General features: G+C 32.7%; 25 protein-coding genes. 5 read left to right on the forward strand and 20 right to left on the reverse strand.

The window, feature by feature from the left end; translation table 11 throughout:
• Positions 1-3: 3 nt before the first annotated feature.
• The 9 genes from H6578_12005 to H6578_12045 all read right to left on the reverse strand — a co-directional run bounded on the left by H6578_12005 (position 4) and on the right by H6578_12045 (position 9412).
• Complete coding sequence (locus tag H6578_12005; GenBank protein ID MCB9227875.1) at positions 4-537, reverse strand: DUF4199 domain-containing protein; 534 nt, start codon at positions 535-537, stop codon at positions 4-6.
• On the reverse strand, positions 534-1796 hold the full coding sequence (locus H6578_12010; GenBank protein ID MCB9227876.1) for a dihydroorotase: 1263 nt from the start codon (positions 1794-1796) through the stop codon (positions 534-536). Before H6578_12010 ends, H6578_12005 begins: the two co-directional genes overlap by 4 nt.
• A gap of 2 nt (positions 1797-1798) precedes the next feature.
• A complete protein-coding gene (locus H6578_12015) occupies positions 1799-3811 on the reverse strand; it encodes a BatA domain-containing protein (protein ID MCB9227877.1) in 2013 nt (670 codons plus the stop codon).
• Between the two features lie 8 nt (positions 3812-3819).
• Positions 3820-4140, reverse strand: a complete 321-nt coding sequence (locus H6578_12020; GenBank protein ID MCB9227878.1) for a DUF3467 domain-containing protein — start codon at positions 4138-4140, stop codon at positions 3820-3822.
• Positions 4141-5025: 885 nt separating this feature from the next.
• A complete protein-coding gene (locus H6578_12025; GenBank protein ID MCB9227879.1) occupies positions 5026-5673 on the reverse strand; it encodes a hypothetical protein in 648 nt (215 codons plus the stop codon).
• Between the two features lie 357 nt (positions 5674-6030).
• On the reverse strand, positions 6031-6648 hold the full coding sequence (locus H6578_12030; GenBank protein MCB9227880.1) for a hypothetical protein: 618 nt from the start codon (positions 6646-6648) through the stop codon (positions 6031-6033).
• A gap of 477 nt (positions 6649-7125) precedes the next feature.
• Positions 7126-7794: a hypothetical protein gene (locus H6578_12035; GenBank protein ID MCB9227881.1), complete on the reverse strand. Its 669-nt coding sequence runs from the start codon at positions 7792-7794 to the stop codon at positions 7126-7128.
• A gap of 202 nt (positions 7795-7996) precedes the next feature.
• A complete protein-coding gene (locus H6578_12040; GenBank protein ID MCB9227882.1) occupies positions 7997-8629 on the reverse strand; it encodes an SMI1/KNR4 family protein in 633 nt (210 codons plus the stop codon).
• A gap of 162 nt (positions 8630-8791) precedes the next feature.
• Positions 8792-9412 (reverse strand): Type 1 glutamine amidotransferase-like domain-containing protein, encoded by a 621-nt coding sequence (locus H6578_12045; GenBank protein ID MCB9227883.1) that lies wholly within the window; start codon positions 9410-9412, stop codon positions 8792-8794.
• A 280-nt stretch (positions 9413-9692) separates the two neighbouring features.
• Here H6578_12045 and H6578_12050 point away from each other — a divergent pair, with 280 nt between their 5' ends.
• Positions 9693-11831 (forward strand): PKD domain-containing protein, encoded by a 2139-nt coding sequence (locus H6578_12050; GenBank protein MCB9227884.1) that lies wholly within the window; start codon positions 9693-9695, stop codon positions 11829-11831.
• 75 nt (positions 11832-11906) lie between these two features.
• On the opposite strand, the gene H6578_12055 is transcribed toward H6578_12050, so the two are convergent.
• Complete coding sequence (locus H6578_12055; protein MCB9227885.1) at positions 11907-12371, reverse strand: hypothetical protein; 465 nt, start codon at positions 12369-12371, stop codon at positions 11907-11909.
• Between the two features lie 82 nt (positions 12372-12453).
• Positions 12454-13446 (reverse strand): NAD(P)-dependent oxidoreductase, encoded by a 993-nt coding sequence (locus H6578_12060; GenBank protein ID MCB9227886.1) that lies wholly within the window; start codon positions 13444-13446, stop codon positions 12454-12456.
• A gap of 73 nt (positions 13447-13519) precedes the next feature.
• Between H6578_12060 and H6578_12065 the strand changes: the two genes are divergently transcribed.
• The 4 genes from H6578_12065 to H6578_12080 all read left to right on the forward strand — a co-directional run bounded on the left by H6578_12065 (position 13520) and on the right by H6578_12080 (position 17531).
• The gene (locus tag H6578_12065) at positions 13520-14710 is read left to right on the forward strand and encodes a pyridoxal phosphate-dependent aminotransferase family protein (GenBank protein ID MCB9227887.1); all 1191 of its coding nucleotides are present in this window, start codon (positions 13520-13522) and stop codon (positions 14708-14710) included.
• Positions 14711-14870: 160 nt separating this feature from the next.
• Positions 14871-15911: an META domain-containing protein gene (locus tag H6578_12070; protein ID MCB9227888.1), complete on the forward strand. Its 1041-nt coding sequence runs from the start codon at positions 14871-14873 to the stop codon at positions 15909-15911.
• Between the two features lie 144 nt (positions 15912-16055).
• On the forward strand, positions 16056-17015 hold the full coding sequence (locus tag H6578_12075; protein MCB9227889.1) for a helix-turn-helix transcriptional regulator: 960 nt from the start codon (positions 16056-16058) through the stop codon (positions 17013-17015).
• Between the two features lie 12 nt (positions 17016-17027).
• Positions 17028-17531 (forward strand): rhodanese-like domain-containing protein, encoded by a 504-nt coding sequence (locus H6578_12080; GenBank protein ID MCB9227890.1) that lies wholly within the window; start codon positions 17028-17030, stop codon positions 17529-17531.
• A 10-nt stretch (positions 17532-17541) separates the two neighbouring features.
• Here H6578_12080 and H6578_12085 read toward each other — a convergent pair whose 3' ends face one another.
• The 9 genes from H6578_12085 to H6578_12125 form a co-directional block, all read right to left on the reverse strand.
• Complete coding sequence (locus H6578_12085; GenBank protein MCB9227891.1) at positions 17542-18624, reverse strand: PA0069 family radical SAM protein; 1083 nt, start codon at positions 18622-18624, stop codon at positions 17542-17544.
• 274 nt (positions 18625-18898) lie between these two features.
• On the reverse strand, positions 18899-19477 hold the full coding sequence (locus H6578_12090; protein MCB9227892.1) for a hypothetical protein: 579 nt from the start codon (positions 19475-19477) through the stop codon (positions 18899-18901).
• The gene (locus H6578_12095; protein ID MCB9227893.1) at positions 19477-20097 is read right to left on the reverse strand and encodes a DUF5343 domain-containing protein; all 621 of its coding nucleotides are present in this window, start codon (positions 20095-20097) and stop codon (positions 19477-19479) included. Before H6578_12095 ends, H6578_12090 begins: the two co-directional genes overlap by 1 nt.
• 184 nt (positions 20098-20281) lie before the next feature.
• On the reverse strand, positions 20282-20575 hold the full coding sequence (locus tag H6578_12100; GenBank protein ID MCB9227894.1) for a transposase: 294 nt from the start codon (positions 20573-20575) through the stop codon (positions 20282-20284).
• 224 nt (positions 20576-20799) lie between these two features.
• Positions 20800-20961, reverse strand: coding sequence for a hypothetical protein (locus H6578_12105; protein ID MCB9227895.1), 162 nt, complete (start codon positions 20959-20961; stop codon positions 20800-20802).
• On the reverse strand, positions 20951-21412 hold the full coding sequence (locus tag H6578_12110) for a PIN domain-containing protein (protein MCB9227896.1): 462 nt from the start codon (positions 21410-21412) through the stop codon (positions 20951-20953). The genes H6578_12105 and H6578_12110 overlap by 11 nt, the downstream gene beginning before the upstream one ends.
• A gap of 265 nt (positions 21413-21677) precedes the next feature.
• On the reverse strand, positions 21678-22352 hold the full coding sequence (locus tag H6578_12115; GenBank protein ID MCB9227897.1) for a hypothetical protein: 675 nt from the start codon (positions 22350-22352) through the stop codon (positions 21678-21680).
• Positions 22353-22463: 111 nt separating this feature from the next.
• Entirely contained in the window at positions 22464-23165 is a 702-nt protein-coding gene (locus H6578_12120; protein MCB9227898.1) for a hypothetical protein, read from the reverse strand.
• 48 nt (positions 23166-23213) lie between these two features.
• Positions 23214-24029 carry a hypothetical protein gene (locus H6578_12125; GenBank protein ID MCB9227899.1) on the reverse strand — a complete coding sequence of 272 codons (816 nt, stop codon included), beginning with the start codon at positions 24027-24029 and terminating at the stop codon, positions 23214-23216.
• Between the last annotated feature and the right edge of the window lie 152 nt (positions 24030-24181).

The following is a 24181-nucleotide window of genomic DNA, read 5'->3' on the forward strand; positions in this document are numbered from 1 at the left end:
ATACTATTCTTCAGTATGGTCAAGTATGGTATCTTCTTCTTGTCTTTTTTTAGCTAAAATGGCTGCTGTGGGCAGTCCTATAAAAACACCACCCAATACCGTTGAAAACATTCCCATAATAAACATCCACATTGGTGTCATCATTTTTTTTGTCCACTGCATAGCCATGTCTATTTGTGCATCTTCCATGCCTTGTTCTTCAAATTTTATTTCGTTTTCTAACAATATCTTACTAACCATTTCTTTATCTATAAATGTAACATTGATTATACTGAACGCAGATACTACTAATCCGTAAATAATAGCTAATATCATTACAAATCCGAATATTTGACCAAATGAAGCAAAATTTTTCATCATTTTATCTCTGTATTCCATTGAACCTAAAATAGAAACGGTAATTATAACCAAAAATCCTACCCAACGCAGTTTAGAATCGTAAGGCACATTAACGATGTACATTAGTAAATTAAAAATTATCATAACAACGGCTCCTAAAAGTGCCCACTTTGCTGCTAATCTAAACTTATCATTCATAATATATTGGTTTTGTTTTTATTAATTACACCCAAAACAACACTATTAAATTCTTCTCCTATAAAAGGATTATTTTTCCCTTTTGACAATACTTTTTCCTTTGTAAATTTAGTAGTTTTATTTAAACTGTATAAAGTAAAGTTTGCTTCGCTACCTTTTTCAACTGTAGGCTTTTCTATATTCAGAATTTTATATCCATTGGTTAATTTAGCTATTAATTCTTCTTCTGTTAAGTATTTTTCTGTAGCTTTTTGTGCCACTATAAATGAACAGTCTATGGTACTTGCTCCAAATTTTGCATTTTCAAATTCCACTTTTTTCTCATCTTCATGCAGTGGATTATGTCCGCTATTAATTACATCTATTGTCCCATCTTTTAAGCCTTGTAATAGAGCTTTTACATCTTCTTTGTTTCTTAAATGTGGTTTTACTTTAAAATTTGTATCGTAATCTAATAGTTTTTCATCATCAAAATACAAATTGACTACATTTACGCCAGCAGTTACGTTTAATCCATCCTTTTTTGCTTTTTTAATAAGCTCTACCGATTTTTTAGTAGAAACTTGTACAAAATGCAACCTTGATTGTGTGTATTCTAATAAGTACAAATCTCGGGCAACCATAATTTCTTCTGCCAATTTTGGCGAAGCATGCAAACCCAAACGAGTACTTACTATACCTTCATTCATTTGCCCGTGTCCGCTTATGCTTTCATTGTAAGGGAAACTAAATACTAATCCGTTAAACTTTTTAACATAAAGCAAAGCTCTTTCCATTAGTCCTGCACTTTGTATAGCTTTATTGCCATCGGTAAAAGCCACCGCACCACTTGTGTGCATATCGTAAATTTCGGCTAAATCTACGCCTTTTGTTTCTTGAGAAACTGCTCCCAGTGCATAAGTGTTAGTTAATTTTCCTATGCCTGCATTTTTTACAAATTCTACTTGAGTTTTATTGTCAATAACGGGAAAAGTATTAGGCATAACGCACACCGCTCCATAGCCGGCACGGGCAGCGGCATTTAAGCCACTTTCAAAGTCTTCTCTATATTCAAAACCCGGCTCGTAAATATGCGTGTTCATATCTATCCAGCTTGGAGATAAACTACAAGCTTTGGCATCTACTACTTTGGCTTTATCGGAATTTATTGACTTTGAAATTTCAGAAACTTTACCATTTTCTATTAAAACATCTACCATTTTGTGGTGGTGTTTGCTTTGTGCATCAATTATTGTTACCGATTTTAGAAGTAGTTTCATGCTTAATTGGGTAAAAATCTTAGTATTAAAATCTCAATTGCTAAAAATAATAACGCTAAAATAATACATAACTTCCAATATGACTTTCCATTTTCAAGAAGTTTTACATTTTCGCTTATTTGAGCTAAGTTATTATCCAATATTTTTACGTTATTGCTACCCACAAAATGTTGTTCTATTTCTTCTTTTGAGTAGTAATTTAAAAGAGATTCTTCTCTATTATAATTCAAAGCTATAAAAGCTTCATAATCGCCTGTATTTGATTTTACTTCATAAAATCCACTTTTTAATCCTTTTGTTGGAAACTGAAGTTGTAACAATCCGTTGTAAATAGATTTTTGAGGAATTAACTCAATGTCATTATTTTTAATACTTAAAGTAGCTTCCGCATCTTTAGGCAGTTTATTTAAAGTTACTTTAGTATTGGTTGATAAAGGAAAAGATATAGCATTGCTTTTAACGCCTAATACCGCCATTTTATATACTAATGGAGCAAAAATAGCCTGAGAAGTAAAATTAGAATATGCTCTACCCAAAGGAGATGACAAAACATAAACCTTGCCTTTACCACTATTTGTTACCGAAAGAAAAGGATTTCTATCAGAAAATGTCATAATAGGCTCTTGATTTATAGTATTAGATAAATTTAGGTACAGTTCTACATTTGGCAAATCTAACTGCGTAGGTTTTTCCATAAAAATATCATTAAACAAAATATGCTCTGTATTAATGTTACTTACTTTTCTTTTAGTTTTGGTAATATTAAGTATTTTACCTGCTTGCAGTTTTTGCAAAAGCTGGTTGTAGCTATTAATATCTAAATTTTCGTTAGGCGTAATAAAAAGTTGACCACCTGCTTCTACAAAAGTTTGTAGTTCATTAATTAAACCCGTAGGAATGGATTTAATATTGCTCAACACCACTAAATGCTGGTTTTCAATCTGATTGTAATCAATATTACTTACTTTGTCTTCTTTATAATCTACTTGTTCATTGCTACTAAAAACGGCTTTTATATAGGAGTTTTCATTGCCATCATAAATACTATAAACCTTTATTTTTTCTTCAACAAAAAAAGTAAAATAAAAATCATCATCAAATATTAATGGATAATCATTTAAAGTTATTTCTCCTTTATTCCAACCTTTTTCGTTTATGGTAAAACTAAGCGTATCTGTGGTTTCGGCATTTGGAGCTATGGTGTAATTGCCTAAAGATTTTTGAATACCATTAATACTCAATTGAAAACTTCCGCTTTTTTCTTCTTTACTTTGGTTTTTTATGGTAACTAAAAGTTTGTTGCTTTGATCTTTTAAAAATACCGGATTTTCAAACTCTACATTTTGAATACTTAAATTTCTTACCGTAGTAGGTTCAACTTTTATTAAATTAAAAGAACTCAAAGTATCTGCATCAAATAATCCATTAACTTGTTGAAAATCTGATAGTTGATAAAATATTTTTTCGTCTTTAAATTTATTAGAAACATTTAGTTGTTTGTTTACAACATCTTCTTTTTGCTGATAAGCGGCAGTTATTTTTATATCTTCTAATAAATCTAAGGCTTCTGATTTAGAAACAATTCTTTGGTGCTTTGCTTCAAAATCATTGCTTAAAATTTGAAAAGAATTACGCTCGCTATAAGATTCAAAAATCTTTTTTGCGGTTTCTTTGGCTTCATCAAAAAGTAGTACACCACTACCCTCTGCTCCCATACTAAAAGAGTTATCTAAATAAATGCTAACCAACTTTTTAACCTGCTTGGTTTGCTTATTATTGGGAATAAAAGGCTGTGCAAATGCCAATACCAAAAATATAATAGCTAAAATTCGGCTAAGCAGTACTAATAAATGCTTAAGTTTATTTCGGGTGGCTTGTTCATCTTTAATTTCATTAAGAAAATTGGTGTTAGAAAAATAGATTTTCTTATATCTTCTAAAATAAAAAAGATGAATAATAATGGGGACAATTATTAGCAATAATGCCCAAAGAAAATTAGGATTTAAAAACCTCATTTAGTTGTTTATGCTTGAGCTGTATTTCCTCCAAAATTCATTGGCATACCCGGCAATACATCATCATCTGCAATATCTCCGTGCATATCTTCAAATTTCTTTAAGTTATCTCCAAGAGCTTTGTACAAACGCTTAGCATGCTGAGGTGTAAGAATAATTCTTGATTTAACCTTAGCTTTTTGCACTCCGGGCAATATTCTTACAAAATCTACAATAAACTCAGATTGAGAATGTGAGATTATAGCTAAATTAGAATACGTGCCATCAGCTATTTCTTCTGTCAGTTCAATATTTATTTGGTTTCCTTGTTTTTGTTTTTCTTCACTCATAGTTTTTATTATTGCCAAACAAAGATAAAACAAATTAGAACTCTTATCTTAGATACATCAGAGAATTTTCAATTACATGGCTTTAACAAAAAATAAAATCCTTTCTGAATTACATTTTGCACTAAAAAGTAGTAATACAAATCTAAAAGAACACCTTGCAATTTTATTGACCTAAAACTGTAATGCCAATACCGAATTAACTAAACTATAAAAAGGCGAAAGACCTTTTTTGAAGCAATTAATAGATAGTTTAAATATAGAAATTCTTATTATTAATTTAAATATTACTAAGACTACCCGTAAAGATACCTATGAAGTATTTTACATTAACTTTTCTTTAGTAGAAAAGTTACAAAACCAGCCTGACGGCAGTCAGGGAATCGCACTAAGTTTTCAGTGCCCCATTATAACCTTACAGTTTCGGAACATCAATTTAATAATTGTTTCCGTAAAAGGAATTTGGGATTCCATATAAATTTTTCCGTTTCACTACAAAATTTTATGGAATGACGCCCTTGATATGATGATTTTTTACGGAGTTTTCGGTTAATGGATGCCCCGCTTGCAAACTTAAGGTGCACTTTTTATCTGACCTTAATCAAAAATACGTTAAGAAATGGTATAAAACAGACATCCAAAATGAATGAAATTATAAAACAATAAACAGACAAATTAGTATGCTCATAAAAGTGAAAATACTTTAGTAAAACTGAAATTGAGCATACATTAATTTGTCCTCGTCTGTTTTATGGCATTTTAGTATTTTTGATTACAGTCTTGATTTTTTGTTACTTTTGTATCAAGACAAAAGTAAAAATTACTTAAACGTCCCAAACTATTATATTTAAACATAAAGTACTGGTATAAAATGGATAGTCATATAAATTACAAAATAGGAATAAAACGTTTTTCTATGGCTTTAACCATTAGCTCAAATGATTTTTCTTGAGCATCCCAGTTTTGCTCAGCCGCTGTTTCACTCATAAATTCTAATGATGCTTTTTCGGTTTCTAACTGCTCTACATTTTGAATAAAACTTTTGTACTTATCACTATTATTGCCAAATAACTCTTGAATAAATATAAAACTTTTGTTTAAGTCAATTATTTGGTTCATTTGTCGTAAAGGACTTTTAGCTGAGTAGCTCCTATCTCCTATCAGTTCCTTAATTTTATTATTATAAATTAAATTTTCGGTCTTTACGGTTTTAGGTTCTACTAAAATAGGTTCAGTTTCTTCTACATTTTCATTTACAAACTCAATTACGGGTTCTTCTTTTTCTTCATTCACAACCACTTCCTCAACTTTTAATTTAGTATTTTCAATATTTGTATTTTTATCAACTACCTCACTCTCTTCAGTTACTGCTACTTGCTCATCTTGAACATCATCTATAATTTTCATTAATTTTTCAAGCTGTTCTTTAAGCAGTTCTCGTTCTATCTGCGTAGTGTTTTCTATCCCGTCTTTTAATAGTACACTAAAAAGTAAGTTAACTTTATCTAATAATTTCTGAATTTCGTTTTGTTGCATTTTGCTTTTATTTATTAAACGTTGGCAAACATAAAAATATTTAGTCAAAGATAAGAAAAGGCAAATTGCTTAAAAAATATTTATCTTTATCCTACAAAATTTTCTATAAATGTTTAGCCACTAGCATTATTTCATGGCTAAAAATTCTTTTGCCTCTTTTGATGATTTAAGTTTTGAAAGAATATAGTTTGAATTTGTTACGGATTTTTTTGCTTGTGCACAAAGTTTTGTAGCTTGGCGAAGGTGGCGGTTTTTAAACACTTTCCTGTCCACCGAAACCAAAGTTGGCTATGGATCTAAAATCTTGTTGGTAGCTTTTCACCCGCCATAAGCTATATGCTGTGTTGTAATGCGTTTTTATTTTATTTCCTTTTTCATTTCGTCTGATAATTCAATTTTCCCTTTCTCAGTTAAACGACCTTCCTTGTAGATTACTTCAATACTCTCTGTTCCTGGGATTGGGTTGTAGTCGTCATTGCATTCGGAGGTTTTCATTGTGTCGGCTGTGTAGATTGAAAAGTCTTCTTTTATTGTCATGAACTCATCACATTCAAAACAAGACCCGTCTCCACAATAGCCAATTGCAATCGTTTTACTATTAATTTTTTCTCCCGTCAGTTTGTAAGTAGTCAAGACAGGAAGCAAACAGTCGGCAACCCCTAAAGTGATTACCGAAACATAATTTCCGTTAGTTTCTATTTGTCCTACTGCATACGAGTAGTCTTGTATATATGGACTTGGGTTTTCGTCATTAAATTCAGTCAAATCTTCATAATCAGCTTCACAGCCTTTAATCTGAACAGGCAATTCAATTTTTGGAAATTTGTCAAGAAACGATTGAAACTGGTCGTTTACCTGCGGAAGTTCGGTTTCCAACTTTGTTGTTGAAGTCGAATTATCTTCATCCGTTTTACTCTTGTCGGTTTGCGAGCAACTTATCAGTAATAGGGTCAATATTGGTAATAGTATTTTCATCGTTCTTTTAAATGCATTACAACGGGAGTTTGTGCATTAACCCACAAAACTCGGGCTTTTCAAATGTAAATATAAAATATATTTTTGAAAATTAAGCCGTTTTTTAAACAAAATGTGAGGAGTTGATTTTGTTATGTGAGGCTTTGTGGTAACTGTGGTGCTTAAAAATGAAAAAATAGTCGTTTTTATGGCTCTTAGTTGTTTTATTAGCTCTATGTTAATAACTGTCAGGTTGTTATAGGATTTAACGAAAAAAGGAGGTATTTCTGCCATGCCAACCGCTCTAAAAAGAAAAAAACCGCTCTAAAGCGGTTGTCTAAGTAACAAACTGTTTTACGAAATCCCCAATAGAACATTTTTTTTATCAACCATCCTCCAACAACCGATTCCGTTCAACCTGCGTTCTCATTGTTCGTCCTTCGGACGCAACGAAAACTTAGTTGTTAGTGGCTGCCATTTTTTTATATTTCACTTTCTTCAAGGATTGCTATTTTCTGATAAATATTGTCTGCGCCAAGGTTCATAGTTTTCTGACAAACCTGCAACATTAGATTGTAAACAAGTGTATAATTCATTGTATTTAAACCCTGCATAAAAACAAGTTTTTATATAATCAAAAGGTATAATATTTTTACTACCCGCAGAAGGTTTAAACAAGATTTGGTAAATATTATCCGCATACCTCACTTCCCAACCGTGTTGAGTCGTATTTTTCAAAATAGTATGCAATACATATCCTGTCAATAACGGTAATATATGGCTGTTACAGAAAGTCTGTTTGAAATAATCGGTATATGTGTTGTTTTCGTCTAACGTGTTCAATGATTCAATTGAAAAATTAAGTTCACTTTCGGATAATGTCCAATACTTGTTGGTTGGGTCGTCTCGCTCTCTCTCGTGCATTTGTACAAACTCCTCTGCAAGTCGCTTAATAAGTATTTCTCTCAAAAGACAAGCATTGTCATACGCACAGATTTTTTCTGTGTACTCGTCTGCTGTCCCAACAAATGTATGATATGCTTCTTTGAATTTAGGCAGAGGATATTCTTTTTCTACTATTTTAATTATTTGAAAAAAAGAGGTGCCTAAATTTCCAAAAAGACCATTTATAATTTGTTGTTGTTTGTCTATATCAAGTTGTATCATTGTGCTTGTTTTTATGCCCATAGTCTTGTCGTAGTTGGTTTCGTATGGTTGCCACTAACGGAAAAGTATAAGCGTAGTGCGGGATTATGAAGCCGATACTTTCAATTTGCCGATATTTTGTTAATAGTTCATAAGTTCATCCCGAAGCTTCGGGATAGCACTTTCGCCCGCATTACACTTATACAATGTTGTGCTTAGTTTTTTATTCAACTCCAATTATTTTTTTCCACGTATTCGCATTTTTGCATTTTGGGTTAATTCCAGAATTTTTGTTTTTAGTGAATGGTAACCATTGCCAATCTTCTCCACCTGGAAACCCTAAATTTCCCCAGTTATCTATAAGTTCTGTGAAAGAATTTGACATTATAAATCCGTGTCCTTCTCCGTCATCATGACTCAAATAAATAATTTTCCCATAATTTTCTTCTGAAATGTCAATTGACAAATAGTCGCCATTACCAACTTCTTGAAAAACAAATTTGTTATGCCAGACTTTATCATATTCATTATTTTGGTCAGGGAAACAAACTTTTATCCAATTATCTTTACTTTTATTGAAATCAATGATAAAATTTGTTCCCCAATGAATTTCTCCGCAAAAGATTCCATCTAGTTCTTTTGGAAGCTCAAAGTCATCAGGCAAAAACCATTTAAACTCTAAATGAGCGCTTACATTAAGTAATACATTCCTGAATTCATTTGGAATTTTATAATTTAATTCTTTTTCAATTTTTAATAATTGCTCCTCAGAAGCGGGATTTTCAAAAATCAATTCTCTACTTTCTCCACCTAAATTTTCAATTTTTAATAATATATTTTCTAATATCTTTTTCATTTGGAATTCGATTTTTAAATTATGCACAACGGCTTAGGCTATGAGTAGTTGCGTGAATTTAGTAAAAAATTTCCAAGTACACGCAAGGCTGAAAATTCCAACGGAATTTTCAGAGTGTGCGGGTAGAAGCAATTACTTATAGCCATTGTTGTGTGCAGTTTTTTATTTTGTTCCAACTATTTTAATATTCTCTCCATTGACTTGAATTGCCTCCGTGTTGCTTATTGGAATCAAATCAATTTTATCTCTGTAATCAACAATAATTTCTTCTACTGATTTTTTAAATGGTTGGTTCGTGTGGTGTGGCAAAGTATAAAAGTCAACAATATTTAAAGCATTGTAATCAGTCAGTTTTTTTGCTTTTGCTTTGTCGTCCATTTTCTCAACATATTTTATGTTTTCTGACATAATTATTGAGCCAGCGGAAGCTCCAATATAGGGTTTTCCTTTTTTTATTTCTTCAAGTATTATTTTATCAGCTCCAGATATTTTTAATTCTTGAAGCAGATAAAACGTATTCCCTCCTGAAACATAGATAAAATCATTCTTTTTAATTACTTTTTCGATTTGATTTGTTCCAGTACTGGAAATGTCTAATTCTTCAATTATAAGTCCAAGTTTTTCAAATGCTTTTTGGTCATTCTCAACATAGGCTTTATATTCTTCAGGAATACTTGCTGTTGGAATAAACGTTATTCTCCTGTTTTTTAATTTCTCTCCAAGAAATGGTTCTAGGAATTCGGAAACATCTACAAAAGAAGAAGAAAGAAAAAGTTTTTTCATTTTTATTTTACGTTCAGATTTTAAATTGCACACAACAATTGTATAAACGAACATTTATGTTGTTTATACCGCTATTTTGGAATATATACGACATAAATGTTCGCATATATTTCGTTTATGCATCGCTAAAATATAAATATTTTATTGAATTTTAAAGATTTTAATTATTTTTTTTGCAATAAATACCGCTTTTTTATTCTTCCCTTATAGCCTTTCACTCCAAGTAGGTATTGTTTAATATTACCCAATTTATTTATCTTTATAGCTTAAAATTCTATCTATGCGTTTTTTAAGTGCTCTCTTTTTTGTTTTGCAAGTGTTATTCTTGTCGGCACAAAACACATGCCCGTACCCAAATAGATATATAGACTCTGTTTTCTCGCAAGTAGATATTACTACCAATATTTGGTTTGGCAATGCAGACCCTTTTAATCCATTTTCAAGCAATCAAGATTTATACTTAGATTTTTACGAACCGCATGGCGATACCGCTTCGGCTCGCCCTTTAATTATTCATGCTTTTGGTGGTGGTTTTTTAAGTGGCAACCGCACCAGCGATGATATTCCTTACTGGGCAGACCAATATGTAAAGAAAGGCTATGTTTTTGTATCAATAGACTACCGCCTTGGCTACAACCCTACCAGTGCCAGTAGTGTAGAACGTGCGGCTTACCGCTGTGCACAAGATTATAATGCCGCTCTACGTTTTTTGGCAGACAATGCAAGCACTTACAGAATTGACTTAAACAATGTAATTGTAACCGGAAATAGTGCCGGAAGCATAGGAGCATTAATTGTGGCTTTTATGGACGATAACGACCGACCGGCTTCTACCTACGGTACCACTTTAGAAGGAAGTGATTTGGGTTGTTTTAATTGTTCGGGAAACAGCAATTATAACAATGTGCAAGTGCCTATAAAAGGCTGTATTAATTTATGGGGAGCTATGTTAGACACCTCTTTTATAAATTTGGCAAGCAATAGTGCCGATAATATTCCCACCATTTCTTTTCATGGCGATGATGACAGCTCAGTGCCTTATGACGTAGGGCATCCATACAGCTTACCATTTTTCCCTATGGTTTATGGCAGTTATCCCGTTCATATAAAATTAACGGAGCAAAATATACCTAATCAGTTGGTTACTTTTCCGGGTTTTCCGCATGAGCCGGAGCAAACCTATCCTTGGGTTAGCGATACCATTGTTTCAAAAGCAAGCAAATTTATGTATCCGTTTATTTATGGCGATTCGGCTAAAATTATAGCAGATAATACCATTTGTGCAGATAGTATTTTAACTATTACTGCTCAATATCACAATGGGAGTTCCTACTGCTGGAATGCACCCAATGCCACTATTTTAAATGATACAGCCAATACCATTACCCTTCGTTTTAATAATACAGGAAATTTTACGGTATATCTTACCGAAACGGATTATAAAGGTTTGGCTAAAATAGATTCTGTAGCAATACAAGTCAATCATCCGCCACAAAGTGCTTTAGCTGTAAATGGGCAAAATGGTTTGCTAAGTTTAACTTTATTAAATACAGATATTACGCAAGCATATTGGAATTTTGGCAATGGAAATACAAGCAATATTCCACAACCTACAAATCAATTTTTAGATACCGGATATGTAAATATACAAGCTACTATTACAGATGCGTTTTGCTCGGCAGATACTTCTTATTGGGTATTGTCTAATAAATGTCCCGATGCCGGCTACAGCTATGAAATAAAGGACAGTACGCTATATTTATACAACACTTCTACCCTTTCTACCCACGCTTACTGGGTAGATTTTGAAGGCTCTGTATTTAATGGCGATACCTTGGTTTATCCTTTAGAAAATGAAGATGATTTTCCGTTTATTTTACAGGTTTCTAATTCCTATTGCTCCGATTCTTTGCAAGATAATTTAGCTATTCATTTTTGTGCCCATGCAGCTTTTGATTATAACATAACTAACAAGCAAGTTGATTTTAATGACGAAAGCTACAATGCCTATTTTTATACTTGGAATTTTGGAGATGGCACTATTTCGGGCATTCCAAATCCTTCTCATTCATATTCAGATACAGGTATTTATACCGTTCAATTAATAGTAGCAAGCACCGAAAATTGTAGTGATACAACGTTTAAAGAAATCCATATTTCAGATATAAATACAGCTATATACACTATTGAAAATAGTTTAAATATTTATCCAAATCCTACGGACGGACTTATACACATTGACGGCTTATCTAATTTTACAAATGCTAAAGTAGAAGTGTTTAATTATGTAGGCAAAATGGTTTATAGTGGCAGTGCTAATTCAACTGAAACCATTTTATTAAACAAAGAAAAAGGCATTTATTTTATTAAAATAAGTAGCAAAGAGCAGCAGGTGGTTTATAAGGTGGTAAGGGAGTAATGTAGTTTTTTGACGTAACACCTTCAATTTAAGTTTTATTTAATGGTTACAGCCATCCTTCCGTTGGCAACAATATTATCTCATGCTTATTAATAGTGAAGCTAATTGATAAAGTTCGCCAATTCTTTCTATGTTTGTTTTATAAAAATAACTTTGCCCCGATAAGTAAGTAATTGTTAATTGTGCAAAGTATTCCTTTTTAACATTTTCTTGGTCATTTTCTTTGATTTTTGAAACCGCAGTAATTGTTTGAACTCCTACCTTTATAAGGTCTTTTATCCAAATAGAATTAATATTAACATTGTCGGATTCAACTACAATATCATAAAGTTTTTTTTCGTCAATAATTAAGCATTCAATTATAAGCCCTTGCAATTGAGGTTTTGGGTTTTCCACTATTTGTACAAAATGTTTAATTGGTTTTATTTGTAAACTATGGCTTTCGTTTACAAATAAATTGTAAGCCCTAATTGTCGTTTCACTTGTCTTAATAGTTGTAAGGTGTTTAGATATTTCAGTAAAAATTTCTTGTATTGTCATTTTCTATTCATTTTATCACATAAATATTTTCCTTGTGGCAAGTGTTGTTACCGTACAACTTCATTAGCGATATAAATACCCTTTACAGCCATCCTTCTTTTTTATACCAATCTATAGCTTGTTCAACTCCGTCTTTAATGGAAACGGTTTGTTTAAAACCGAAATCTTTTTGGGCTTTATCTACTTTGCAAATCCATGCTTCTTGCACACCTTCTTTGGCTTTTTCTAAATCAAAAGTGGGTGCTGTGCCTCTTAATTTACCTGCAAGGGAAGCAAAAAAGCCGGCTATGTATATAATAAAATGGGGCAAGTGCAAAAACAACGGTTTTTTATTTAATTTCTTAGCACAAAGCTCGCCAAAAGTTTTCCAATCTATAATATCTTCAGAACTTAAATAATAAGCTTCGCTCGCAGTTTTTTCAGTTATTGCCATTTGATAAAAAGCCTCCGTTAAATCTTTTACATTTATAATACCCAAATACTTTTTATTAAACCCAACTAAAGGCACTAAACCTTGCTTAACGGTTTTTATAAATTCATACAGTTCTGCTTCTCTCTCTCCACTTATTACACTCGGGCGTGCTATAGTTATGGGTAGTTTATCCATATATTGCATACACACTTTTTCCTGCTCCACTTTTGCTTTTCCGTATAAAGAAATGGCATTAAAACTCCCTGTTTCATCTATAGGCGTATCTTTTGTGCAAGGACCACCTACTGCCAAACTGCTGGTTACTACTATTTTCTTTAAATTTTGATTGGCGTTTAAAGCCGCTTGCAACACATTTTTGGTCAATTCTACATTTCCGTACAAATAATCTTTAAAGTTTAACGCGGCTACCGTGCCAGCCAAATGAAAAATATAATCCACATTTTCAAAAGCTTTTTCAAGGGCTTTCACATCAGTTAAACCACAATCATGAAAAGTAAGTGCTAAGTGTTTAACATACTTCAAATTGCTTGATTTTCTTGTAATACAATGCACATCATAGCCTTTGTTTACCAAATACTCGGCTAAATGACTCCCTAAAAACCCGGTGGCTCCTGTTAGTACTACTTTTTGTGGTTTGGACATAATATTGTTTGTAAATGAAAAGACAATGATAAGAAAAAACTACCTTTGTAAGAAATTTTAAAGCTGTAATTAAATGACAATTTTAGATAAATGTAAGGCATTTGATAGATCGGAGAAAGTGAAAGAGCAAGGTATTTATCCTTATTTTAGAGAAATACAAGATAGCGAAGGTCCAGTGGTAACCATGGAGGGCAGAAAAGTGATAATGGCAGGCTCTAACAATTATTTAGGACTTACTACGCACCCTCATGTAAAAGAAGCTGCTATAAAAGCCATTGAAAAATACGGCACGTCTTGTTCCGGTTCTCGTTTTCTTACGGGCACTATTGATTTGCATGTAGAAATGGAACACCGCATAGCTAAATTTATGGGCAAAGAAGCTGCTTTGCTGTTTAGTACGGGTTTTCAAGCCGGGCAAGGCGTTATTGCTCCTTTAGTAGGCAGAGGAGAGCATATTTTATCAGATAAAGATAATCACGCCAGTATTGTAGCCGGAAATATGCTGGCTTCAAGTATTAACATAAATGTAGTACGCTACAAACATAATGATATTGAAGATTTAGAAAAAAGATTATCAAAACTCCCTTTAGAAGATGCCAAATTAATAGCTACCGATGGTGTTTTTAGTACTTTTGGTTCAATAGCTAATGTGGGAGAAATAAGCAAATTAGCAAAAAAATATAATGCCAATTTAGTAGTAGATGATGCTCATGCTTTTGGTGTTATAGGCCCACAAGGAAAAGGCTCGGCTCATCATTTTGGCGTGCAAAATGATGTAGATTTAATATTGTGTACTTTTAGCAAAACACTGGCTTCTATTGGCGGTTTTGTAGTGGGCGAAGAAAGAGTAATCAACTACTTAAAACATAAATCTCCTGCTTTAATTTTTAGTGCTTCGCCTACGCCTGCATCGGTGGCAAGTGCCATAGCCGCATTAGAAGTTTTAGAAGCTCACCCCGAACTACCTCAAAAAGTATGTGCTAATACTGAATTTGTAAGAAAAGGACTTAAAGAATCAGGTTTTAATGTAATAGATGGCGAAACAGCCATTGTGCCTGTAATAATAGGCGATGACGAAAAAACCTTTAAAATTTGGCGTATGCTTTATGATGAAGGTGTGTTTGTTAATGCTTTTATTTCTCCTGCCACACCTCCGGGTATGCAAATGCTACGTACCAGCTATATGGCTACACACGAACCGGAACACTTAGAAAAAATTGTAGATACTTTTAAAAAGTTAGGGAAAAGATTAGGATTGATTTAGTTTGAACGTTTTATTGTTCAATGGTTGAAGTTTAATGTTTCAGGGTTTAATGTTTGAACGTGTGTTAAGTTAACCTTTTTCAATTACTATATGAACTTATTGAGTTAAAACCCACTACTCTACTCACCTTAACTTTGTGCTATAAATAAAAACTAAAATCATGAAAATTAAATTTATAGTATCAAGCTTAATAGTACTTTTAGTATTACAATCATGCTCCTCATCAAAAAAATCTACCGAAAGTGAAAACACTATTTTTTGGGTAAGTGGCTATAAAACTACGGCAAACTCAGGTGCCGGAAAAAGTGAAGTGCTAAACATAAGTAAAAGCCCCAAATTAGAAAATGCTACATGGGAAAATTTCTATGCTCCCATTGACAGTTTTACTTTTGAACCTGGCTATTTTCAAAAAATAGAGGTTAAGGAAACAGAACTAAATCCAAGTGAAGTTCCTGCCGATGCTTCGTCTATACAATATAAATTAGTTAAAGTATTAGACAAACAAAAAGACATGAGAACCGAATTGAACGGAAACTGGTCTTTAGCTAAATTAAATGGAGCTCCTTTAAATAAAATGCTTGCCGTTCCTACGCTTTCTATAGATTTAAGCAATAAAACTTTTGGAGGTAACAATGGTTGTAATAATTATTCGGCTCTTATTAATAATGTAACAAACAACAGCATAGAATTAAACAGCATAGCAACAACCGAAAGAGCTTGCATAAATAAAAATGTAGAAGCTGAATTTAATGTGGCTTTAAATGCTATAAGTACCTACAAAATAGACACTGATTTTTTAATTTTTTACGCTGAAAACGACACAGAACTACTAAGATTTTTTAAAAACAGCACTTCCGAAGCACAAAAAAATCTACATGATATTTGGGTAGCAGTAAGAATAGACGGCAATCCTATAAATAGAATGACAACAGCCCCTCAAATGGAATTAAACCTAAATACTATGCAAATAATGGGAAATAATGGGTGCAACAACTATGTAGGAAAAATTAATAAAGCAACAGCTAATGAATTAGTTTTTGGAAATATTGCCGTAGAAAACAAAATGTGCAAAAACATAGAAACAGCAAATACGTTTAATAAGGCAATCAGCAAAACAGCTACTTACAAAAGAGATAATTTAGAACTTGTATTTTATGATACAGCAGGAAATGAAGTAGTAGCTTTTTTAAAAGTTGATTAATAAATAGCACTCGTGCACAACTTGGAGTCGTGGCACGAGTATTTATATGCTAATGACTAAAAAACGCAGGTAATTATAGCCTGCGTTTTTTTATTTTCCCTTAATTGTTTATTTTTAGTGTTCTTAAAAACACCCATTGTTATAATGAATACTATTCATCATCAACTTATGCCACCTAAGCTACTGTACGAAACACTTCATAAGCAGATACCCTCTTACATAAAAAACAATTACTTTATTTTTGACAAAAAATTAGGCAAAGGCAAGTTTGAATACATTAATCTACAAGAAGGATTATGGGTGCTACAAATGAACTTTGAATTAAATGAACCACTAAAATTAATTAGAGAAGCAAGTGAAACTAATAATTACTTTGCTATAAACTTTTACTTATCCTCTTCAGAGATTATATATGAGAATAAGGATTCAGCTAAATTAGGCTTAAACAATGTAAGTATTTTACTGAACGCTGCCACAGCGGAAATAAAAATGGAAATACCTGCCCACACGCCTATTAAAATTATGAATATAGGATTTACAAGGCAATGGCTGAAAAAATCTCTTATAGAAGAAAAGAATACCGATAAATTAGAACAGCTTTTTTTATCTGACAAACCTTTTTATTTAAGTGAAAGCTTAGACTATAATTTTAAAAACATATTAAATGATTTAGATTTAGAAAAAACCAGTAAACTAAAGTTGTTTTCCAGCACATTGCAGTTATTAGATTACATGGTAGTGAAACTCAACAAGAGAGAACACGAAAATGTTATTCCGGAAAATATACACTATCATGATTTTCAAGAACTAATGAAAACAAGAAACAATATAGATGAACAATTAGACGAGAGTATTCCTGTAGAAACCTTAGCCACGCAAGCAGGCATGAGTTTATCTAAATACAAACGCCTTTTTAAACAAGTTTTTGGCACAACACCCTACCAATATTATTTAAACAACAGAATGGAAAAAGCTATGGATTTATTAGTACATAGGGAACATTCTGTAACGGAAGTTGGTTTTTTAATAGGTTACACCAATTTAAGTCAATTTACCAAAGCTTTTAAAATGCACCACGGCATACTACCCAGTGAGGTAAAATAATTTAAAAAAACTATGAAAACAATAAACAACCATATAGCACAAACTGAATTTATAGCTGGAAAAGCTATAATAGTAGATGTTAGAGAACCGGCAGAGTTTAAAGAAAAACATATTCCAGGTGCTTTAAATCTTCCTTCTACTAATTACGATAAAAATCATTATTCGGGATTTAAAGACATAAACATATACTTAGTTTGCGAAAGTGGAAAAAGAGCTTCGCAAATACAAAACAAATTAGCAAATGATGGCTTTGCTAACACAAAACTTCTTGAAACCCAAATGCAAAATGTGCAAAAAACAAAAGAAGTAAAAGGTTGGTCGGTAGATAGACAATTTAGAATGACCCTTGGAATGCTTTTAGCCATATTTCTGATTTTACATTTTGCAGGCATCAAATATGGTATTATTATTCCCATTATTTTAAGCACCGGATTAATTATAACCTCTATTATAGACCGCTGCTATATGAGAATGGGAATAGCTATGCTACCGTGGAATAGAGAAAAAGAATACTAAATTTAACATACTAAAATAACTCTCTTTGTCCTGTTTTATATTGTTGGTACAAATTGTAGTTTAAAGGCAAACGTTCTTTTCCTTTTAAATATTTTTGCCTTGCCAGCTGAAACTGGTCGGCTATAATTTGAGCTATATTGCCATCGCCACTCATACGCACGCCATAGCGACTGTCATTAAGTTGTCCATTATGACATTCTCTTATTTTATTTAGCACATTATCAGCTTTCATGGGGTAGTGTTTGCGTATCCAATCTTCAAACAACTGTCCCAACATGCCGTTTAACCGCACCATGGTATATCCTACAGATAAAGCTCCATGCTCGCTTACTGTTTTTACTAATTTTAATATTTCAGGGCTATTTAAAGCCGGAATTATTGGAGCCATCATCACATTAACAGGTATGCCTGCATCTGACAACTGTTTAATAGTTCTCAAAGCATTTCGCACAGATGCCGTTCGGGGTTCTAACTTGCTTTTTAATTCTTGATTTAAAGTAGTTAACGAAAAACTAACAACTATTAAATTATCTTGAGCCATTTTTTGAAGAATATCTATATCTCTGGTTATCAAAGCATTTTTGGTAATAATGCCTACAGGATGTCTGTATTTGTAAAACACTTCAAGAATGTTCCTGGTAATTCCCATTTTCCTTTCTATAGGCTGGTAGCAGTCAGTATTTCCTGCCAACATTATAGAGCTTGCTTTCCAATTTTTACTTTTTAGTTTCTCTTCTAAAAGCTGAGGAGCATTAGGTTTGTATAAAATTTTCTGTTCAAAATCTAAACCACCGCTATAATCCCAATATTCATGAGAGTTTCTTGCGTAGCAATATACGCATCCATGCTCGCACCCTTGGTAAGGATTCATAGAAAACCCTACGGGAATATCGGGACTTTTGGGCTTATTTAGTATGCTTTTAGGATATACTTTTATAAACTGTGTAGCTAAATTCTCATTAGCATACTCTTGTTTTTCCTCTTCCGTAGCAAAATCATCATAATATTTCTCTAATTGAGCTTTATGAAATTTATTTCCCGTGTTTATTTGAGCTCCTCTGCCCTTAATAATATTTTTGCCTTTATCTTCCATTTTAACTGTTTCAAGTTACAAATAAAAAGGAGCTAAACGCACTGTATGTGCTAAGTTTATTTTTCAACATATAGGTGGGTGCTAAAGACATTTGCCGCTCTAAAAAGAAAAAAACCGCTCTAAATCGGTTGTGTAAGCAACAAACTGCTTTACGAAATCCCCAATAGAACATTCTTTTTATCAACCATTCTACAACAACCAGTTTCGTTCAACCTGCGTTTTCATTATACGTCCTTCGGACGCAACGAAAATTTAGTTGTTGGGCACAGTTTTTTTATCCTACTTGTCTTATCCAATCTCGACAAATACTTTCAATTCTTTCAATTTCTATTTCAGGTAATATTCCTGTATGCATAATAATATTACGTGACATTTCAAGGTCGTTAAATCTTGAATTTATCCAATGCTGGTCTGGGAATAAGTCTGAAAAATCGTCCCAATTATTAATAATGATTTGGCATAATTCCCCAAAAAAGGTATATCCGATATTAATGGCTGAACGTTGTGCGTGATATCGGTTAAATTTTTCTTTGTCTTTTAATTTTTCAACACTATTCTTTATTTTGTTAGGAATTTTATCAGTCCACCAAGTTGGACCATAGCGTTCCGCTAGTCTTTCTTGAATTAATTCTCTAACAGCATTTTCTAAACAAAAAAATACTGTGAAAACAGAAGACATTTTGGTCGCATTATGAATAATTCTCGGACTAAAATCTGTCTCTTGAATTCTGCTAACACCTTTTAGTTTCTGACCTTCTCTTACTGAAATCCCCGAATCTTCTAATTTGTCCAATGTGTCATCAAGAAGAAGTCCGTTAAATATGAATTCCTTAAGTTTTTTTGAGTTTTTCATTACATAAGATTTTCTTTAATACTCTTGAAAATCGCATTATAAACGGAAATATCTGTAGTCGCTGGTAAATGAATTTGAATATTGTAATGAAAATCAGGTGAACCAATAACAGGCATTTGTATTTTGGGGTCAGCTTTAGTAGGCTGTTCTTTTTTTGTTTCTTGTTTAGGTTCGACTTTTGGCTTTTCTTCAATAATAGGCTCTTCAAATTCCGCTATATCTGTTAAAGTTTTATAAGTTGCATAAAATCTGTTAACTGACGTTTCGTCTTTTCCTGTAACTCTGCTTATTGCTCCTCTTATTTCATCTTCATTAGCCTCGTGAATTTTGGTGTTAATGGCGTACAAATCACTATAAAGCTCTCTGATTTGCTCTCCAAGTACATATCTAAATCTTGTTGCATCTCTTAAATCCTTATACTTTTCTGTTGGTGAACTATCATCATTAAGAAATTCAAGTTTTTTTAATAAAGGAATTATTGCTCTGTCATTTGTACTTGCAAAACCTAATTGTTTTAGGAAAGCGTGTGTAAATTTAGTTGGTTCTGCTGCCTTTCTTAATTTGTCAAGAATTTGGGATATTTTCCCATTTGCGACCATATAAGGATATGTATCTGTCATATTTTGTTTTTTTAAATTGTGCCCAACGAGAGTTTGTGCATTAACCCACAAAACCTATGTTTTTCAAATGTAAATATATTTTTTGAAAATTAAGAGTTTTTTAAGCAAAATGTAGGGAGTTGATTTTGTTGTGTGAGGCTTTGGAGTTGTCTTTTCTAAAGTCGGATATGGTTTTGAAATGGGGTTATAGTTTTCTAATCATCCACATCACTTCTATATTGGTAATGCAAGCATGAGCCAGTTTTCTACAAGAACGGATTCCATTTCTGTAGCCGTAAAGATAGAGTTTAATTAAGTCTGTAGGGTGATAGGGAATATTTCCTTCTATATTAAGCGTATGGTTGGTAAAGCCGAGTGCTTTAACATCAAGCGTATCTACAAAGGCATCTACTACTCGGGCAAAACTATCGGGTGCTACCATTTGGTCTAAGCAGGTAACCTCCAACTGAAATCTGTCTTGTTTTTGTCGGTATTGCATACCTTAAAGATAATATCCTTATACCCAAGATATTTTTTTTCTTGTAAACTTGTCCACAATACGGTGTGTAGGTTATTGCACAGTCTGACGGTAAAGTATAAGCGTAGTGCGGGGTTACGAAGCCGATACTTTCAGTTTACCGATATGTTTGTTAATAGTTCATAAGTTCAAATTTAGCACTTTCGCCCGCATTACGCTTATACAATGTTGTGTGCTGTGCTTTTTTATTCAGCGTTTAACTTTAAACTATTTTTTCTCAAATATTCCTTGATTTGTTCAGCAGTTTTTCCAAACAAATCTTCGGATATTTTGTCCTTGATCTTTCGGAAAGTTTTAACGGTGTCAAAATCTTTCTCTTTTTCGTTATTTTTTTCTTTAGTCTTCATATTCTAAAATTTCTCTTGGTGACCTAATTTCTAATGATATATAATTCATTCTCAGATTGATAGAGTTATAACCTCTTATCTTGTATACATTTACGATATGTTTGAAATTCCAACTAACCAAAATGTCAACTTTGTTCAGTGTTGCAGTTGCAATGTGCAAACAGTCGTCAAAACTCGTTTTTCCGACAACTTTCTCTTCAATGTATTTTGAAGCAAGTGCGATTGCTTCATCATCTATCTCAACTTTTTCTTTGTTTTCTTTCGGTAATTTTTTAAAATATTCCCGTACATTTTTTGGTGCATTAGTCAATTCAGTTTCAGTTAAACTTGAATAAACGCAAATTATTTTTCCAAGGTTTACCCTCTCAAAAAGTTGAAGTGTCGCTTCTTCAAATTCCGAGTCAAAAACTCCACCAAAAACAGAAGTATCAAAATAAAATCTTTGCTTCATTTAATTTTTATTCTTTCTTCAAAGATAAGAATTTTCAATTTGATTTCCGTTTTCTTGCATAGCACCACAACGGTTTGCGTATATGTGTCAGGAGCGAAAAAGAAAGCCGAAACTTTCAATTTTGTACTGACCTAAGCAAAACCATTTTTTCTTTGCTAATTTACATTTTTTATGCAAATAAAAAATGGTTTTTGCGACATAGGAAATCGAAATGTTGAATTAGCCGTAAACCCGCTCTTGCACATATACGATGTTAGTGGCAGGCTTACTTGTCAAATTTTTTCATAAATTCTACCATACTTAATTTGTAACCATTTAAAAGTTTAAAAAGGTATTCTGTTACTTTAAACATATTAAAAGCAAAATCAACTTTTTCAGCAATTGAAAATTCTGTTGTTTCTGCAATTCTTATGTACATCATAAAATCATTTCCATCAATAATTCTGTCGTTGTTAATATTCAAGTGTTCATTAGAAAAATGAATAAAACCACTTGTATTTTCATAAAGCATTCTAAATCCTGGATATAATATATCTAATTTTTGCGACAAATATAAGTCTGTCATTTTGTTTCCTTCTCCGTCTCTAATGTTTCTTATTTGTTCACCGTTTATAATTCTGGTGTAAAAATCTAATCTATCTTTCACTAAGCTTAAAGCATAAAGTCTCATACAATTATCAGCTTGAAGTCTTAATAAATTTATTGCAGTTATCCAGTTGTTTGTTTCTGATAATGACTTAAATCCTCTATTCAATTCGATAGCTCTATGTACAATTGAAAATGTTAAATGACTTGGTTTTGAAAGTAATTTTCTATCTGTTTCATTTTTGAAAATGTCGAGAGCAGTTTGGTTCAGACTATTATTTAATTCGTCAAGTTTTTCAAAAATCAGAATTAAGTCTGTTTGGTTAACATTCTCATTGAGAATTTGTTTTTCCATAGCGTTTTGTTCAAAGCTTGCCACTAACGTTTTGGCTATGGCAAGTGCGGGATTTCAAGGCACAAACTTGTCAGATTAACGAGAAGTTTATTTAATGTAATCCCTTTCATATTAGCACTTTACCCCGCATTTGCTATAGCCGTTGTTATGGGCATAGTTTTCTTTTTCTTTTCTGTTCGGGTGCTTGAATTTAATGTCTTTTCCCTTTATTTTAATCTCTGAATTTTCAGTCAAGTAGTCATATAATTTTTGAGATTGCTCTTGTGTCAATTTGTAAGGTCTTGAATTCATTGATTTTTTACCGCTCTTGTTTCTTGCAATTGAATTTATCAATACATCTGTCGAAATTCCTTGTTGCTCAAAAAAGGGAATTAGGTCAATCAGGTCTCCGTTTTCTGTCTGGGGTTGAAAGCTTTTTTCACAGTCAGCCTTTAATGTGTATCTCCTACGTCTTTTAAATAAATGCTGGTTAAACGGTGGGTTTACCCATTTGTAATGGTGGTCAAATGATTGTTGGTTATCTACAATCAAGTCCGTTGGTTGAATTTGGTTTGCGTTTTCCCAATACTTCTTACTGTCGACTACAAAAACACAGTCACACAATAATTTTGTAAAATTTGGATAAGTGTCTCCTGAAACCCAAAACAAAATATTTTTTGGCTCAACTCTTAACTGAGTAATGTGGCAGAAGGAATGCAAAAACTGGTCGTTCCATAAATAAGGGTCTTGATTATCCGAAAAACTATCGTGATAAATTTTCAAGTTTCCTATCTCGGAAATTTCTCGTTTGGGGTGATAAACTAAATAATCCATAGTAAAAAAAACGAAGTGTGGCGGGAACCGCCACACTTCGTTTGAGTTTTAATTTTGCATTTCCAATGCAGCGTTGGTCATTTTCGTTTGAATTTTCATCATACGCTGAATTTGCGTTGCACTCAATTCATTATTGTTTTGAGCTTTAGCCATACTTTGTTGAAGTGCAGTCGCTTTTTCCATCATTGCTGGATATTCCGACATTGCACTATTGTCGCCTTTCATAGCTTTTTTGTAGAATTTGATATACTCGTCAACATATTCTTCATAGTCGTCAAGCATTTCGTCCCAATCTTCACTACCACTTGAAGCAACCGTTTCTTCAACATTTTCGTCATCATTGTCATATTCGGTCTCACTAACAGACGAAGAGGAAGAAGCACTACTGGTAATATCTGCTCGGGTTATTTCAAAATTTTCAGTTTGTTCCATAATTCGGGCTTGCTTTTCTTCACTCGCAAAGTAACTCCATTCGAATGAAATTGTCGCAACTTTACCTACTTCTGAACTTAATAGGTCTTCAACTTTACCCCAATCACTCATTGTGGCAGGTGAAAAGTCTAATCCAATATCAGGAACGGCTGCTCCCGATTTATCAAGTGGAATAAGCGAAAGGTTGCCCATTTTCGGACTTTCTATTCCAACTGATTTTGTTAATTCAAGTTTGATTGGAATAATCACTTTATCGTCAACGGTTTTCATTGTGTATTCACCGTCAACTACTTTGATATATTCACTCCCATCTCCTGAAATTGCAATATCACTCGCTTTAATGGTTTTCTCTTTAATTGTGTTTCCGCCACAGGCAGATAATAGGATTGTAACTCCAATTGCTAATGCAACGTTTAGTTGTCTTAATTTCATCTTACTTTGATTTTTTTGTTTGTCTTACTCTTGAGGCTTTTCAGGTTCTCCACCGTTTGATTGGTTCAGGTCTCCAATTTTTTTTGAAAACTTGAGTTTCAAGGTGGTTCTCTTGTTTGTTTCATACCGCTTGGTTTTTTCAACTTGCCCAT

This window comes from Chitinophagales bacterium (assembly GCA_020635995.1).
Classification (GTDB): Bacteria; Bacteroidota; Bacteroidia; order Chitinophagales; family UBA8649; genus JAFMKE01.